This window comes from Sinorhizobium mexicanum (assembly GCF_013488225.1).
Taxonomy (GTDB): Bacteria; Pseudomonadota; Alphaproteobacteria; order Rhizobiales; family Rhizobiaceae; genus Sinorhizobium; species Sinorhizobium mexicanum.
Genome location: NZ_CP041241.1, coordinates 1,461,756 through 1,476,635, shown reverse-complemented (window position 1 = coordinate 1,476,635; position 14,880 = coordinate 1,461,756). Strand labels below are relative to the sequence as shown.

Here is a 14,880-nt window from a genome sequence, read left to right as displayed (position 1 = left end):
ACGCTGGGATCGTGTTAACCTTGGTGGTCCCCCTCGGTCGGGCGCGATCAATTTCCATCCGTGAACCCCACGCCTGCTCGCGTCAGTTCCCGCGCCGCTCAGCAATTGGTTCGCGCGGCGCGTCAGTAGCCGCGGTGATGGCGGCAGTTGTTCAGCACGACACCAAGTACGTTGCTTTTCTCTGACAGATACTGCTCGCAGGAATCGACTTCAGCGAGAGTGGTCCGCTCGGCCGCCGCGACCAGGATCACGCAGTCGACGTTCGGCAAAAATGCTATGACGTCGTCGGTGGCAAGCATGGACGACATATCGTACAGGATGACATCCGGGTTCATCCTTTGCCGCAGTTCCCGCAAGACCCTTGTCGTCTCGGGGCTTTGAAGCGTTTCTGCTGAAAATTGCACGGGCTGTCCGTTGACGCCGACAGCCAGATTGCTGTCGTGGCGCAGGAAAATCTCGTTGATGTCGCTCTTGCCGTTGAGGAAGTTTTCAAACGGAGGCGAGCCCGTCACCCCGAGCCTCTCGCCGATCTGCGGCCGTCTCAAATCCACGTCGACAAGCAGGGTGCGGCAATCCTTCTGGTCCGCCAGGCTGAATGCCAGGTTCAACGCGAGGAAGGTTTTGCCACAGCTAGGCGCAGGGGAGGTAATCGCGACGGACGTCCAATTGTTCTGCCGCAACGTTTGCAGGATCTTCGTGCGCATCATGTCGAATGGAGTGCGCGCTGCGGTCGATCGGTTGATGGTAACAACGCGATTTTGGGCGAGGATCGCGGGATCGATGCGAAGTGCGGGCAGGCTGTCCCAAAGTACTTCACTCTCGATCCGCGTGCAGGCGTGAATTGTCTGTTCCGAAGCTCGATCTATGGCGCGGACCTGGACGATTCCCTGGAGCGATGTGGAAATACTTTCCATGGTTTGCTGTTGTTCCTTATCGTATAATTATTGTCGTTATTTCAATAGTACAATATTATAGCATGCTTGCACGTATCAATTTGAAATAAATTTCTGAAAAATAAGATCAATTGGTGAGTAGTAGTAATGAATGGTGGCCAATGTACCTGGAATACCTGCGGCGACGAGCGCAGCCGCTATGCCTCGCGCCACCCCTCGCTTGCGGCTGGCGGCGCGCGCCTCGGCTGGCGTCGGGATATGCGGAATGGTTGCGAGCGGTTGGTATTGAAGCAATTGGGCCAATTCCGATGGCCTGCGTACAGTCCTGTTCAGGATTTCAAGAAGCGCCACCAGGGCGAGACTGAGCCCGATTCCTGCCGCGGCGCCGATGGCGACGATACGTCGCCGCTTTGGGCTTATCGGTGACTGAGGTGGCGACGCTGGCTCCAGTAGCGAAAAACGCCCGCCATCGGAGCGCAGTTCAATCTGTTCGCCGATGAGGGCCTCCGCGCGCCGCGCGATCGCGGCGTTGTATTGCGTCTGAACGTTCAGCCTGTTCCGTTCGAGCGAGTTTAGAGCCGTCTCGCTAGCCGGTGTCGCCACGATCGATTGCGTCAGATCGGCAATGCTTTGCGTGATTGCGGTCTTCTCCCGACCTATGATCTCCAGGCGCTGGTCGGTGTCCGAAAGCTGAAGCTCAAGTCCGGACAGGGCCTTCTTGCTCGCCGAGGTGTCCGTTGCCTGATTGGACATCAGCCCACGCTGCAGCGACACGATCCGAGCGCGGAGCGCTATGATATTGGGGCTGTTTTCCGAAAAGATCGCGAGTTGCTCGGCCAAGGCGCGGTTCAGATCCTGAAGCATCTGCTGCTCGGGCGTGACCGGGCCGCTGACGGCCGACGGAGTGCCTGTGGCATAAGCATCCGTGAGACTGCTGCGCCTGCTGCGAAGAGCAGCCTCCTCTCGCTCGAGCAAAGTCAGCCGCTCTTGCTGGCTGATTTGCTGCCGGCGCCGGAAATCGAGACTCTCGGGCAGCGTGTCCTTGTTCTTGCTCTTGAATTTGAGGATGTCGGCCTCGAGCCGGTTCAGCTCGGATCCAAGCCGCGCAACCTCTCGGTCGAAAAATCGCAAGGTGTCGCCCGCGCGGTCTGTGCGCTGGCGCTGGTTGCTGCGCAGGATCATCGCCACGAGCTCATTGACGGTCTTCGCCGCCAGCACTGGCTCGCCAGCCTCGAAACTCACGTCGAAGATGCTCGTTCCGGTCTTGGCGCTCAGACTGTCCAACTGTTCGAAAGTGATGCGGGACCGCATGTCCTCGACGATATCCTCGCTGGAGAGCTCCTCGCCGCCCGATAGCTTCTCGCCCGATAGATTGTTGCCGTAGAAATCGAGCTTGTCTGCCAGCGCCAGAAGGTACTCGCGCGTGGTGATCTGCTGCTGGATGATCTGGAACTGATCCACCGCAGTTGTCGGCACCGTCGAACGCGCAAGGTCCGCTGGAATCTGCGGCGCCTCTACGAGGATCTTGGCGCTGGCGCGATAGACTGGCGGTAGGGCGCGTGCGACCAGAACGGAGATTGCCAGCGCCAAGATGGTGATCGTAAGGACGTACGGCAACCTTCGCCAAAGGATCGAAATGTAGAAGCGTAAATCCACATCGCGCATCGCAAAGTGACCCGAACCTGGACTTGAGCGGCACAGTGCCAAGTGTTCATCTTCAAGCGGTTACGCGGCAGGTGATAGATGATCAATGGGGGGTGACGGAGGGCGCTTCCGCGTCCGGTACTAGTTCCTTCGAGTAGGCTCTTTCTACCTATGCCTTATGCTCGGATTCGCCTGACACATGACTATTCTCGTGCAGGTCTTTCAGCGCGGTTGGGTTTGTCTCTGCCGGACTGCGTCGGACCGGGTGCACGAGACGCGCCTGCAGGCGGCGCGTCTTTCCAGACACGCAGGCTCGCAGTGCCTTCGACTGCCGCACATTCCTGAAAATCGCCGCCGATTTGAGGCGCATGGGTCGGGCTCTCCCGGGACTGTCTGCGGGTCACGGCACTCAGCCGGTCCATGTCGGCCTTCAAGTGAAGTACCTAAAGCAGAAGGGACGCTCTGAGCAATCGGTCAGGCGGAGTGGTCTTCGCACCGTCGCCTCCATCGAAAGAAGGTAGACCATCACCTCGACGGCTGCGCTGTAAACCGGGAGTCGCCTAACCGTTCTCACCCAATCTGCTGCGGCCGTTCGCGCTTCAGGCGACTTCCAAAGATCGGCTCGCGCGGTCATGCTGTCTTAATCGGCTGCTCAGCCCGGTTGGGAAGGCTGGTCGACCGTCGCTTCTTCGTTCAACGCACGTAGGTCACAAATGCACGCTGCTCCACGTCTAAGCGTGGTCATCCCGCATCTCAACGAGCCTGACAATCTGCGTCGTTGTTTGCTCTCTCTCGATGCGCAGCGCACGGACGGCATTCCTTTCGAGATCATCGTCGTCGACAACGGTTCCGCCGAAAGGCCTGACGCCGTCTGCTCGAGTTTCATGGGGGTGCGCCTAGAGTACGAACTGGTTCCCGGTCCTGGCCCGGCCCGGAACCGGGGTGCAAGTGCGGCGCGGTCCGAGTTCCTGGCCTTCATCGATGCGGACTGTGTGGCGCAGCGCGGCTGGGTTCGTGCGATCGTAGAGTTCCTGGCAAGAAATCCTGATGTCGATGTGGTTGGTGGCGACATTGGAATTCTGTTGGCCGATCCGGAGCGGCCGACATCGATCGAACTCTATGAAAGCATCTACAGCTATCGCGCCCGTCTTTACGTCGAAAGTCACGGTTTTGCGGCCACCGGCAACATGGCGGTTCGAACGCAGGTTTTCCGTGACGTCGGTCCTTTTGGTGGCATTGCAACGATGGAGGATACGGAATGGGGCAGGCGCGCGACAGCGCTGGGTCACCGGCTGGCCTATCTGCCGGAGGCGAAAGTTCTCACGCCTTCCTGCAGGTCTTTCGCGGAGCTGGCGCGGCGATGGGACCGGCACGTCGCCCACGAATTCCGGAAGGTTGGCGATCGTCCGGCGGCGATGCTCCGCTGGCTGGCCGGCGGCGTGATGATCGGCGCCTCACCGCTGTTCGAGGGGTTCAAGATCCTGGTTTCGAACCATGTCTCGGGCAACCGCAACAGATGGCTCGCCTTGGTGTGCCTGATCCGAGTGCGGCTTTATCGCGCGGGGTTGATGTTTGACCTGGCGCTCCACCGAAACGCAGCCTCACTGGTTGAGAACTGGAACAGGGAAAAGACCTGAAACCATTTTCTGTATTACACGGGGAACAGGATAGAGTAGGTAGAGCTGAATTAAGCAACGTCGCCGCGTGGGAATAATAATCATGTCGTCGTGCAAATATAATATACTAGATCGAATTATCTAAAAGAGGTCTATTGATATCAAAGTCGCTAAATTATTAAGTTATATTGCTACAAGCAGATACTATTAATATTTGGCGACAACGCAAAAATGTATCTCCTAGCTCGAATTTATATTTGGGATAGGGCAGAGAGATCTGCGCTTGCGGTGAGTTCCACTATTGATCGTGGAGAGCGCAATGCCGAAGAATCCCAGGTTATATCCACACTGGCTTATCGCGCCGCCCGCATCGTCCGATTCAACAATCGGGCCGCGGCGGTCTTATCACGCGATCAAGCGTGGTTTCGACATTGTGTTCACATTGATGATCGCGCCATTTGCCCTGGCGCTCGTCGCGGTCCTGGTGCTGCTCATTCGCCTTGATGGGGAGAACGCTTTCTTTCGTCAGCCGCGGCTTGGCAAAGGAGGGCGGGTTTTCCATCTCTGGAAGCTTCGAACAATGGTTCCCGACGCAGAACGAAGGCTGCAGGAATATCTGGACGCCAATCCGCTGGCTCGCCTGGAATGGGATCGCACGCAGAAGCTTCAGAATGACCCGCGGGTCACGACGCTCGGCAAATATCTGCGCAAATATTCCGCCGACGAGTTGCCCCAGCTCTTGAATGTCCTTCTCGGTGACATGAGCCTTGTCGGCCCACGGCCGATGCTGCCGGACCAGCGGTCTCATTATCCGGGCAGTGCGTACTTCAGCTTACGTCCGGGGCTGACCGGGCTCTGGCAAATCAGCGAGCGCAATATGTCCAGTTTCGCTCAGCGCGCAACATATGACACACGCTACGCTGGCATCATGTCCTTCGGCACAGATCTCTCGATTCTGTCGCGGACCATCTTCGTCGTGCTGCGTGGCACGGGTTTCTGACCGCTATTCCCGCATTCTTAGGTTGTCGGCGTCCTTGTCCCCAAGCCGAGCGTCAAAGGCGCGCGAAAACATGTGTCGCGGCCGGCCTTCCTCCAATCTGCTCGGTTCAGTGATCCGGCCAGTTCGTTCCGTCGGTTGAGGGATCGCTGGGAAAAAGATCATTGATCTTATAGGCAACTTCCGTCCTGTTCGTCGCCTTGACCTTCTTCATGATGTTGCGGATGTGGACCTTGACGGTGCTTTCCCGAAGGTTGAGCTCATAGGCAATGATCTTGTTCGCTTTTCCGCGCCGTAGAGCCTCCACGACTTCGGCTTGACGCGCCGTGAACATGCCGGCCAAAGGACGCGTAACCGTGTTGCCCGTTTCGAGCAGCCGACGCATTGCGAATACGCTGCTTGCCGGAACGAAGGTCCCACCTGCCACGGCGAGGTCGATTGCCTCGATGCACACATCTATGCTGACCGAGGAAGGAATATAGCCCTTGGCGCCATACTCGAGTGCCTTCATTATCTGGGCGAGCTCGTCCGTATCGGCCAGTACAATCACCGGCACTGGTTCGAACTCGGATGCGAGCCTCCTTATTTCCTCGGCAACGGCCGGATCAACGATCTTTCGTCCGCCGACATTCAGCAGGATCGAGGATAGCGGAGGGTGTTGGTGTCGCTGTTGCCGCCATTCTTCGATCGATCCAAATGCCAGGACGCGCATGTCCGCCTTGTGGGACACTATGCTTTGCGCCAGGCATTGGCGATCAAGCGCCCGACTGTCAATAATCACAAGTAAACGCTCTGGCGCAGAAGTTTGTTCTGGAGCTTCGCCGATATTAGTGTCGGCTTGCGTGGGAATTTCATTCTGTATATCTTTTCCATTTGCTATAAATTTCATAGGTATACGTCTCCCCAATAGCAATCTCGCCGCAATATTTTTCGATATATTGATATTTATTGCTTGCGCGAGATCCTACCTTGCAGATTTCAACTGAAAACTTGGCAAATATACCCTGCCCTTAAAGCGAAATTCACTACTTAAGCAATACCTGATGTTATGGCGCCGAGGTGGCCTAAGGGCCTCGGCCGCTGCCCCCAGGCAGATCCAGGCCGTCACCCCCAGTCTGCCCTATTCCAATGTAGGGTAAAGACCCCCAAAATCTTATAGTAGACGTACCTCTTTTGCGGTACGGATGCATCATCCGCCGGTGCACGATCGGGGCAGGGAATTTGCTGCCGCTAACGGATCTCGTTGAGCTCATGGCTATAGCCCCCTTGGCGCAACTTGAACGTCGTTCGAGACATCCGACGGACGAACCCAGCGCGCCAACTTCATTACCAAAATTCGCCGAGTATATATTTAAGTAAAAACTAATAAAAAATAGACTACTATAATGGCCTTCCGGACGAAACGACCAAATTGGGGTGCTATGCGTGAAAAAAGGAGTATCTCTCATGCATGCGGCAGCGACCCAGGTCCATTGAATGATACATCTGCAGTATATACGCGCCACAACGCCTACTACCTTTGAGCAGATTCGGCTGTAATATCTTTTGCTCACCTGAGACACTGCGGCCGGTTTGTGCTCCGCAACGTGGGCTGTTCTCGTCTAATAAATCCGCGGGCGCGGCCGCTTGCCACGCTGTGCCTTTTCGCGGACAGACCGCAAGTCTGCAGGCCTTCTGTTGGCCGCGCTGAAAAGCGGTGAACCCTCATCAGGAGTATGGGTAGGTTGCGCTGTATCCGCCAAGGCCTCGCGCTTACATCCTATCGAAAACCGAGCCGCCACTGAGGCGGCTTTCACTTCATCTCGGGGGCTCCGTGTTTGGACTGAGTTTTCGAGCAGTCGTCTCTGCCCTCTCCTTGCTTCTGTTTTGCTACGTGGGTTGCGTTTGTCGGCCGTGGGCGCGCGAACGTTGAGCATCCAAGCCCCACTCGCCCACAAGAATACAAATAAAACGTAGGTTGCGTTCCAGAAGTGCACTGTCCAGCCCACCAGGAAAAAGCTGCCCATCGCAATCAGATATGCAGTTCGATATTCGTTTAATCTTTCATCAGCGCTTTGTTGGACACTTACCTGATATAGAAGCGCAAGAAATGAAATAATCATCAGAACAGCCCCGGGAAGGCCGTAGTATATCGCGTGCGTTAGCCAGAACATATCAATGCTTTCTGGCATCCATAACGGGCGATCCCACCTGTTGAAGCCGACCCCAAACAATGGATGGTTGAGTACGGATGCCGAGCCGAACGTCCAGATGAGGACCCGGTAACCTGCGGAATACGTGTCAAAAGAAAAGTGCGTGATGAAGAACTCAGGAACAGATTGATTTGATGCTATCGCGATGAGGACGTAAAGCGAGACTAGTGGGGCCAAAAGGATTTTCCATCGGTGAACGTAGCTGCGGAGCAGACAATTCCATGCAAGCATCAACGCTTGAAAGATCAACGCCGTCAACGGTCCTGAAGAAAGGGCGAGGAAACTCGTCACTGCGACAATACCCGATTTGGTCCATTTGGAATGGGACTTCTGCCGGTAGCCAAGCACTAGATGGACTAACGCAAGGATACTGCCGCAGACAACGCCAAACAGAATTGGATGGTCGAGCGTCCCCTGCACGCGTCTCAGGCCCCAACGGGACTCGGTGATTGCAACGGGTTGGGACGGCAAAACAGCGGAAAACAATTCAAGCAGAATGGCGCGATTGCTCAGCGCTTCGAGAATGGCGAAGGGCGCCAGAACTGCTACCACCAGGAACAGCAGGCGAACTACCCCATAGAAGTCATTCGCGTCACGGATATAGGTGCGAGCGAGGAGATACGTCCCTACCGTTTCTATGAAGAGTATTCCGGCGGGTTCGATGGACTGTTGGAAGCCGTGGGCCACCATGAGGCTGATCGCGCTCCAGAAGCAGTACAGAAAAAGCAGGACGTCGGGCACTCTCACCCGTCCCGCCTTCCCGCCGGCCCAGCGCAAGAGGCACGGAACAACCATAGCAATCAGGACGATGCGGTATGGCGAAAGCGCAAGCGATCCCAGTTTTATCGTCCACGGCAAAAACAGGCTCAGGAGAAACAAGCGAATTGGCCACGCCAGTTTGTCTTGCCCCAGGGCGTGGGAGTCTCTCTCGGGTCCACGCGAGACGCTATTGGATGAGGTGGCGAGGCTTCGGGCGACCCTCACCATGGACAGTGCACTCTGAGGCGCTGGCCCCGGTCGGCTGTCTTGGGCTCTTTGGCTGAGCACTTCATTCGTCCTTTTGGTCCTTCGCCCAGCTTTTAGAGTTCATCAGAGCCGGCAAGCGCCGAATCGTGCCTATGTCGGAGAAGCCACAACAAAATTCCGCTGGGAACCATCGCTGGCTACCCGCCCAAGCTCCCATAAAGTGACGTCCGCAGATGCAAACGCACCGCTGTATATTTCCGTCACTCCGCTCTAGGCTAGATTGCTGGAATCCCGGGGACCAGTGAACCCAATTTTTCGCTTGGTAGGATCGTCGCTTAGATGGACTGAATACCTCTTTAGCGACTCGGCGGGTTGCTTTTTTCGCCAATGTTAGTAGGGCACAGGAAAGTTGATGTAGCAGCGGGACATTCCGGCGAACGATGCCGCCGCAATTCAGAGATGTTTAGCTCGAAGCGCGTCGCAGATAAAATAATCTTGCGCGAAGGGGACAGGGTTGGGGCGCCCTACTTTGATCCAGCCAAAACCGTGAATCGGGGGCACATTGTCTTCGACTGAGTTTGTAATGTTAATAAATATCACTATGTCTTATTGGCGCTAAATTCAATGTAATATCCACATTGGAAAGCTATAATGGCAAATAAAATTTCAATTATTCTTCCGACATATAATCGAAGTAGTACTTTGAGCGCTGCGATTAATAGCGTCATCACTCAATCGTACAAGGACATTGAGCTGATAGTCGTCGACGACGGCTCCACGGAGGACATTGAAGAGGTCGTGCGCGGCATTGGCGATGACCGCATTCGCTATGTGAGACGAGACTTAAACGGAGGAGCCGCCGCCGCGCGAAATACCGGACTCCGGCATGCCAACGGCGACTATATCGCGTTTCAGGACAGCGACGATATCTGGCTGCCTGGGAAGCTGGAAAAGCAACTTGCGCTGCTATGCTCCCTTCCCGCTTATGTGGGGGCAGTGACGGGCGCAAAGATAGTCTATGGGAGAGACACCAACTTCAACTATGGACCTACGCGAATAGCCCTTGCTCCCCCTCCCGAAGGGCGCCTTTGTTCCGATGAGGACCAACTCGAGCGACTTTTGACCGAGAATCGCGTCAGCGTCCAGAACACCTTGTTCCGAAATAATTGCTTGCCGAGTTTGGAATGGTTTGACCCCTGCGCGAGGGCCAACGAGGATTGGGAGTTTGCGATCAGGTTGGTCCAGCACACAATTGTGTATGAGGACATTGAACCTGTCGTCTTGGGGTTTGTTTCAGCCGACAGTATATCCGCAAGTGGCCGCAAGCCCATCATAGGGCGTCTACGTATTCTGAGAAAAAACAGAGCCATCCTCAGCGCCCGGAGAAGGCAGAGATCTCTGATAATGCTCGACGTTGTTAGATATTTTTATATTGTGGGTAAGAGAAGGTCTGCCCTAAAATTTCTCGCTGCGGTGATCGGAGATTACCCGCCGCACGTAAAGTTTATCTTGTGGGCCTTGGCAAAAAAACTGGGCAGTTGGTTCCTCGCCCCCTCCCAACGCCGATGATTGTGGACGCGCGCATCGCTTGCCCGACAATGCGGCCTTTCTTTGCCGTGTTGCCTACTCCCCCAGGACTGGGGGCCAACTACCCGACCGGACAGTGAGGAGGATCTCTTGCTCACGTGAGCCTTTCGCTCGCTTGCGAAATGGATCGTGGTTTACGATTTCAAGCATCAGCGATAGGCGCGCCGAGTGCAGTGCTTCAACGAACCGGCAAAGCGGTGGATTGGCCAAGACTCGATCGTACACGTCCAACTGAATGCGTGCCGCTCGCTGCAAGCCGAAGCGCTTGGTGACCATTTCACGACCGAACCGGCCAAGGGCCGCCCGCCGCGCCGGATCCCTGATTAGCTCTTCCATCTGCGCCGCAAGCCGGCCGGCGCCGGCGGCGCCGTCGGCCAGGCCGTAGAAGCCTTGTCTCAGGAATAGGTCGAATGTCGATGGCTCGAAGATTTCGGAAAACGCCTGTTCTCCCTGCACGATGAGCGGGCGGGCGATGGCAAGCGCGCGTAGCGCCGAACTCCCCATGCCGATGACCAGGTCGGCGGCCGCGTAGGCACTGCGCGGGTCCAGGTCGGCACCAGGCAGCACCACGACCTCACGCTCGTGCCGACGGTTCACGACGGCTGCCCTCGCCGTCAGTGCTTCTCGTGCGGGACCGTCGCCGAGAAGTATGAGCCTCAGCGGGTATGACCCTGCCAGCATATCCACGGCATCGATCGCTCGCACGAGGGCATCGAGCTTGAGGTCGATCGCGAGGCGGGAAACGCTGACGACAAGAAACTCATTGTCGGCGACGCCGTGCTTATTGCGGAATGCGCTCCCGTCGACGAAGGGCGTGTCATGATCGACATCGATTGGCGGTTCGATCACCCAGACCTGGCCGCGATGCGTCTTGCGCGCCTCTATGGCAAGGTCGGAGGTTCCCATGATCAACGGTACCGAGGCTGGGACGTGCGGCGGCACCTGCATGCTGAGAACGGTACAGAGCAAGGGAACTTTCAGGAGAAGACCGGCGCCATAATAGGCGTCGAGGCAGGTTGGCCACTCGTACGCGTGGATCAGATCGATGTGTTCGCTCTGCGCAAGGGCGGCGATCTGGACTATTCGCGAAGGGGCGGGGCGATATTTCAGAGGTCGCGCCGGCACGTAACGCAGGCCACGCTCCTCGATATAAGAGACGAGCGGGCCGGGGATGCCGTAGACGATCACCTCGTGGCCTGCCGCGGCTACGGCGGCGGCGAGATCGATGGCATTTATCTGACTGCCGCCGATCGAAAGGTCATGTGGATACACGAGCACGCGCAACGCTTTGGTTCCCGTATCTGCCTGCTGGCGGCCAAGCCGTCCTTGGGTCTCGTGGAAATGGCAGAGAAATGTAGCGCCAGCGTAACGCTGGCTGTGCCTTTCCTTGCAACCTCTCACTTTGGCCGAAGAAGAATGCCGGACTCTCCGACGGCAAACGAGATGCACTGAGCGAAATCATCAATGCTCTGTACGTTGCTACGCCTTTCGATGCACTCGGTACTGCATTTTGTTTTCTTTACTGTTTGGCCGAAAAGAATTCTTCTGATTCGCAGAATTTATTGATTTACCTGAAGAATTGAGAACTCGACAAATACGCCGCATCACGGCCGCGAGTTTGATCACACGATTGGGAAACAGGGATATTGGCAGCATGATCGCGTCCGATGTCACGCTGCATGACGATGTCGTCATTCTTCATCCGGATCTCGTCAATCTCTATGGTTGTGCGGTCGGCGCGGGTTCGCGGATCGGCACGTTCGTGGAAATTCAGAAGAACGCGGCGATCGGTAGGAACTGCAAGATCTCCAGCCATTCCTTCATCTGCGAAGGGGTGACGCTCGAGGACGGTGTCTTCATCGGTCACGGCGTCATGTTCACCAACGACATCTATCCACGTGCAGTAAATGCGGATGGCGGTCTCCAGTCGCAGGCCGATTGGACGGTCGTGCCGACACGGGTCAAGCGGCGCGCCTCCATCGGCAGCAATGCCACCATCCTGGCGGGCGTCACGATCGGGGAGGCCGCCCAGGTAGGCGCCGGCGCCGTGGTGACCAGGGATGTACCAAACTTCGCGATCGTTGCCGGCGTGCCCGCCCGGATCATCGGCCGCGTCAAGGATGCCACGATCGAGACTGCGGAGGCGTGAGATGATCGGCGTTGCTGTCGTCGGCTACGGTTACTGGGGACCAAACCTCGTGCGCAACTTCTGGGAAACGCCCGGCGCGCGCCTCATCTCCGTGTGCGACCTGCGCATGGATCGATTGGCGACGGTCCAGACCCGTTACCCGGCCGTTGACATCACGGACGATTTTGAAGAGGTGCTTCGCGACCCGCGGGTCGATGCCGTTGCGATCGCGACGCCGGCTGCCGCGCATTTCAAGCTCGCCATGAAAGCGCTGATGGCGGGAAAGCACGTGCTCGTCGAAAAACCGATGGCGGCAACATCGGACGAGGCTCGTCGTATGGTCGAGGAGGCGGCGCGTCGCCGCCTCGTGCTCGCCGTCGACCACACCTTCGTGCACACGGGCGCCGTTCGCAAGATGCGGGAGCTCGTCGAAGACGGGCTCGGCGACGTCTATTATTACGACTCGGTCAGGGTCAATCTCGGCCTCTTCCAGCACGATGTCAGCGTCATCTGGGACCTTGCAGTGCATGATCTGTCGATCATGGACTACGTGCTGCCAGAGCGGCCGGTCGCGGTATCGGCCACGGGCATGAGCCACGTTGCCGGCGAGCCGGCAAATATCGCCTATCTCAATCTCTTCTTCGAAAGCCAGTTGATCGCTCACATCCACGTCAATTGGCTCGCCCCGGTCAAGGTTCGTCGGACGCTGATCGGCGGCAGCAGCAAGATGATCCTCTACGACGACCTGGAGCCCAGCGAGAAGATCAAGGTTTATGACAAGGGGATAACGCTGAACGGCAACCCGCAGAAGAATGGCGAAAAGGTCTACCAGATGCTGGTCGGCTATCGCACCGGTGATATGTACGCCCCCCATCTCGACGTCGCCGAGGCGCTCGGCATCGAATTGCGCCAGTTCATCGATTGCATCGAGCGAAATGAAAAGCCGGTTGCCGACGGAAACGCCGGGCTGCGCGTGGTGAGAATCCTCGAAGCCGCCACCCAGTCGCTCGCCGAGCGCGGCCGGGTCATCGAACTGGAGCATATGAGGCGTATCGCATGATCCCCTTTCTCGATCTCCGGGCGCAGTACACATCGATCAAGGACGAGATCGATGCGGCGGCGCTACGCGTGCTCGCGTCGGCGCAATATGTTTTGGGCGAGGAGGTCGCTGAGCTTGAACGGGAGTTCGCCTCCTATTGCGGCACGCGGCACGCAATCGCCGTCAACACCGGTACCAGTGCCCTCCATCTTGCGCTGCTCGCGCTTGGCGTTGGTCCCGGCGACGAAGTCATTACGGTACCTTTCACGTTCGTCGCCACCGTTTCGGCGATCTGCTACACCGGCGCGCTGCCGGTCTTCGTCGATGTCGAGCCGGTGACGCTGACCATGGATGCAACGAAGATCGAGGCGGCAATCACACCTCGAACCAAGGCGATCGTCCCGGTGCATCTTTACGGACAAATGGCCGACATGAACGCCATCAAGGCCATTGCAGACCGGCATGGCCTACCCATCATCGAGGATGCCTGCCAGGCCCACGGCGCCGAATACAAGGGCCGCCGGGCGGGAAGCATCGGGGTCTCGGGCTGCTTCAGTTTCTATCCAGGAAAGAACCTCGGCGCCTGCGGCGAAGGCGGCATGGTCGTTACCAGCGATGACAGCCAGGCGCGGACGATGCGCATGCTCAGGGATTGGGGTCAGGAAAGCCGATATCACCACGTGCTCAAGGGCTTCAATTACCGGATGGACGGCATCCAGGGGGCCATCCTGCGGGTGAAGCTCAGGCATCTCGATGCCTGGACGCAAGCGCGCCGCGCGCATGCGGCGCGCTACTCTGCGCTGCTTGCGGGCTCCGATCTTGTGAAGGCGCCTCTTGACGTCGCCGACCGGCGTCATGTCTACCACATCTATGCCGTCCGGTGCCGGGATCGGGAGGCGCTGCAGCACGCCCTCAGCATCGAGGGCATACAGTTCGGCCTGCACTATCCCATTCCGGTGCATCTGCAGAAGGCCCATGCCGACCTCGGTTACGCGCCGGGCGATTTTCCGAGATCGGAGGCCGCCGCCCGATCGGTTCTGTCGCTCCCAATCTATCCGGAAATGACGGTCCGGCAGGTCGAGCAGGTAGTGTCCGTAGTGGAGCAGGAGGCCCATGTCCACTGATCCCTCTGCGGGCATCCGAATTGTCCATGCGGTGCACGGCCGCCGAGAAGCCGTTGCCGATCCGAGCTATCAGCCGGCGCTGGCCGAAGCGCTGAAACAATCCTACGGCACGGAGGGGCTGGTCGCGCTCTACGGCCGCTTCATGTCTGGCGACGGCTTCGTCGACCTGCTGATGCGCAAGGCGATCTGGCAAGGCGTTGCGAAGAGCTGCGGCTCCGGCCTGCAGATCGGTAGCGGCGCCGGTTTCAAGCATCCCGAAACGTTCGAGATCGGCAACAGCGTCTTCATCGGCGCACAGGCTTACATCCAGGGCCGCCATGACGGCAGATGCGTGATCGGCGACAATGTCTGGATCGGCCCGCAAGCCTATCTCGATGCCCGAGATCTTGTCATGGAGGAGTTCGTCGGATGGGGGCCGGGCGCCAAGATTCTCGGCTCAAGCCACACCGGCCTTCCCGTCGACGTGCCGATCATCCGCACAGACCTCGAAATCAAGCCGGTTCGCATCGGCGCGTGGGCCGATATCGGGACCAACGCGACGATATTGCCGGGCGTCACGATTGGCAAAGGCGCCGTCGTGGGGGCGGGTGCGGTGGTTGTCTCGGACGTCGAACCCTTTGCGGTTGTTGCGGGCGTGCCTGCGAAATTCCTGCACTGGCGAACCGACAGCGCTCCAGCGAAACCATGAACGAAG

At 57.8% G+C, this 14,880-nt stretch carries 12 protein-coding genes; 7 read left to right on the top strand and 5 right to left on the bottom strand.

The annotated features are described in order from the left end of the window. Positions 1–122 precede the first annotated feature (122 nt). Together FKV68_RS30930 and FKV68_RS30925 are read right to left on the bottom strand one after the other, a co-directional pair. Positions 123–914: a CpsD/CapB family tyrosine-protein kinase gene (locus FKV68_RS30930; protein WP_425347635.1), complete on the bottom strand. Its 792-nt coding sequence runs from the start codon at positions 912–914 to the stop codon at positions 123–125. Between the two features lie 75 nt (positions 915–989). Then, positions 990–2,558, bottom strand: coding sequence for a GumC family protein (locus FKV68_RS30925; protein WP_180942714.1), 1,569 nt, complete (start codon positions 2,556–2,558; stop codon positions 990–992). Positions 2,559–3,250: 692 nt separating this feature from the next. On the opposite strand from FKV68_RS30925, the gene FKV68_RS30920 reads away from it, so the two are divergent. Both FKV68_RS30920 and FKV68_RS30915 read left to right on the top strand, forming a co-directional pair. Further along, positions 3,251–4,174 carry a glycosyltransferase family 2 protein gene (locus FKV68_RS30920; protein ID WP_180942713.1) on the top strand — a complete coding sequence of 308 codons (924 nt, stop codon included), beginning with the start codon at positions 3,251–3,253 and terminating at the stop codon, positions 4,172–4,174. 298 nt (positions 4,175–4,472) lie between these two features. After that, on the top strand, positions 4,473–5,153 hold the full coding sequence (locus FKV68_RS30915; RefSeq protein WP_180942712.1) for a sugar transferase: 681 nt from the start codon (positions 4,473–4,475) through the stop codon (positions 5,151–5,153). Positions 5,154–5,259: 106 nt separating this feature from the next. Here the strand turns inward: FKV68_RS30915 and FKV68_RS30910 are convergent, their stop codons facing one another. Both FKV68_RS30910 and FKV68_RS30905 read right to left on the bottom strand, forming a co-directional pair. Continuing rightward, the gene (locus FKV68_RS30910; RefSeq protein WP_180942711.1) at positions 5,260–6,039 is read right to left on the bottom strand and encodes a response regulator transcription factor; all 780 of its coding nucleotides are present in this window, start codon (positions 6,037–6,039) and stop codon (positions 5,260–5,262) included. Between the two features lie 712 nt (positions 6,040–6,751). Further along, positions 6,752–8,221 (bottom strand): O-antigen ligase family protein, encoded by a 1,470-nt coding sequence (locus tag FKV68_RS30905; protein ID WP_180942710.1) that lies wholly within the window; start codon positions 8,219–8,221, stop codon positions 6,752–6,754. A 738-nt stretch (positions 8,222–8,959) separates the two neighbouring features. Here FKV68_RS30905 and FKV68_RS30900 point away from each other — a divergent pair. Further along, positions 8,960–9,877 carry a glycosyltransferase family 2 protein gene (locus tag FKV68_RS30900; protein ID WP_180942709.1) on the top strand — a complete coding sequence of 306 codons (918 nt, stop codon included), beginning with the start codon at positions 8,960–8,962 and terminating at the stop codon, positions 9,875–9,877. Between the two features lie 54 nt (positions 9,878–9,931). Here FKV68_RS30900 and FKV68_RS30895 read toward each other — a convergent pair whose 3' ends face one another. Then, a complete protein-coding gene (locus FKV68_RS30895; protein WP_246452791.1) occupies positions 9,932–11,173 on the bottom strand; it encodes a glycosyltransferase family 4 protein in 1,242 nt (413 codons plus the stop codon). Between the two features lie 376 nt (positions 11,174–11,549). Between FKV68_RS30895 and FKV68_RS30890 the strand changes: the two genes are divergently transcribed. The 4 genes from FKV68_RS30890 to FKV68_RS30875 are packed head-to-tail and all read left to right on the top strand — an operon-like array spanning position 11,550 to position 14,874. Beyond that, positions 11,550–12,044 carry an acyltransferase gene (locus FKV68_RS30890; protein WP_180942707.1) on the top strand — a complete coding sequence of 165 codons (495 nt, stop codon included), beginning with the start codon at positions 11,550–11,552 and terminating at the stop codon, positions 12,042–12,044. 1 nt (position 12,045) lies between these two features. Beyond that, a complete protein-coding gene (locus tag FKV68_RS30885) occupies positions 12,046–13,083 on the top strand; it encodes a Gfo/Idh/MocA family protein (RefSeq protein ID WP_180942706.1) in 1,038 nt (345 codons plus the stop codon). Then, on the top strand, positions 13,080–14,186 hold the full coding sequence (locus tag FKV68_RS30880) for a DegT/DnrJ/EryC1/StrS family aminotransferase (protein WP_180942705.1): 1,107 nt from the start codon (positions 13,080–13,082) through the stop codon (positions 14,184–14,186). The genes FKV68_RS30885 and FKV68_RS30880 overlap by 4 nt, the downstream gene beginning before the upstream one ends. Further along, positions 14,176–14,874: an acyltransferase gene (locus FKV68_RS30875; RefSeq protein WP_180942704.1), complete on the top strand. Its 699-nt coding sequence runs from the start codon at positions 14,176–14,178 to the stop codon at positions 14,872–14,874. Before FKV68_RS30880 ends, FKV68_RS30875 begins: the two co-directional genes overlap by 11 nt. Positions 14,875–14,880 lie beyond the last annotated feature (6 nt).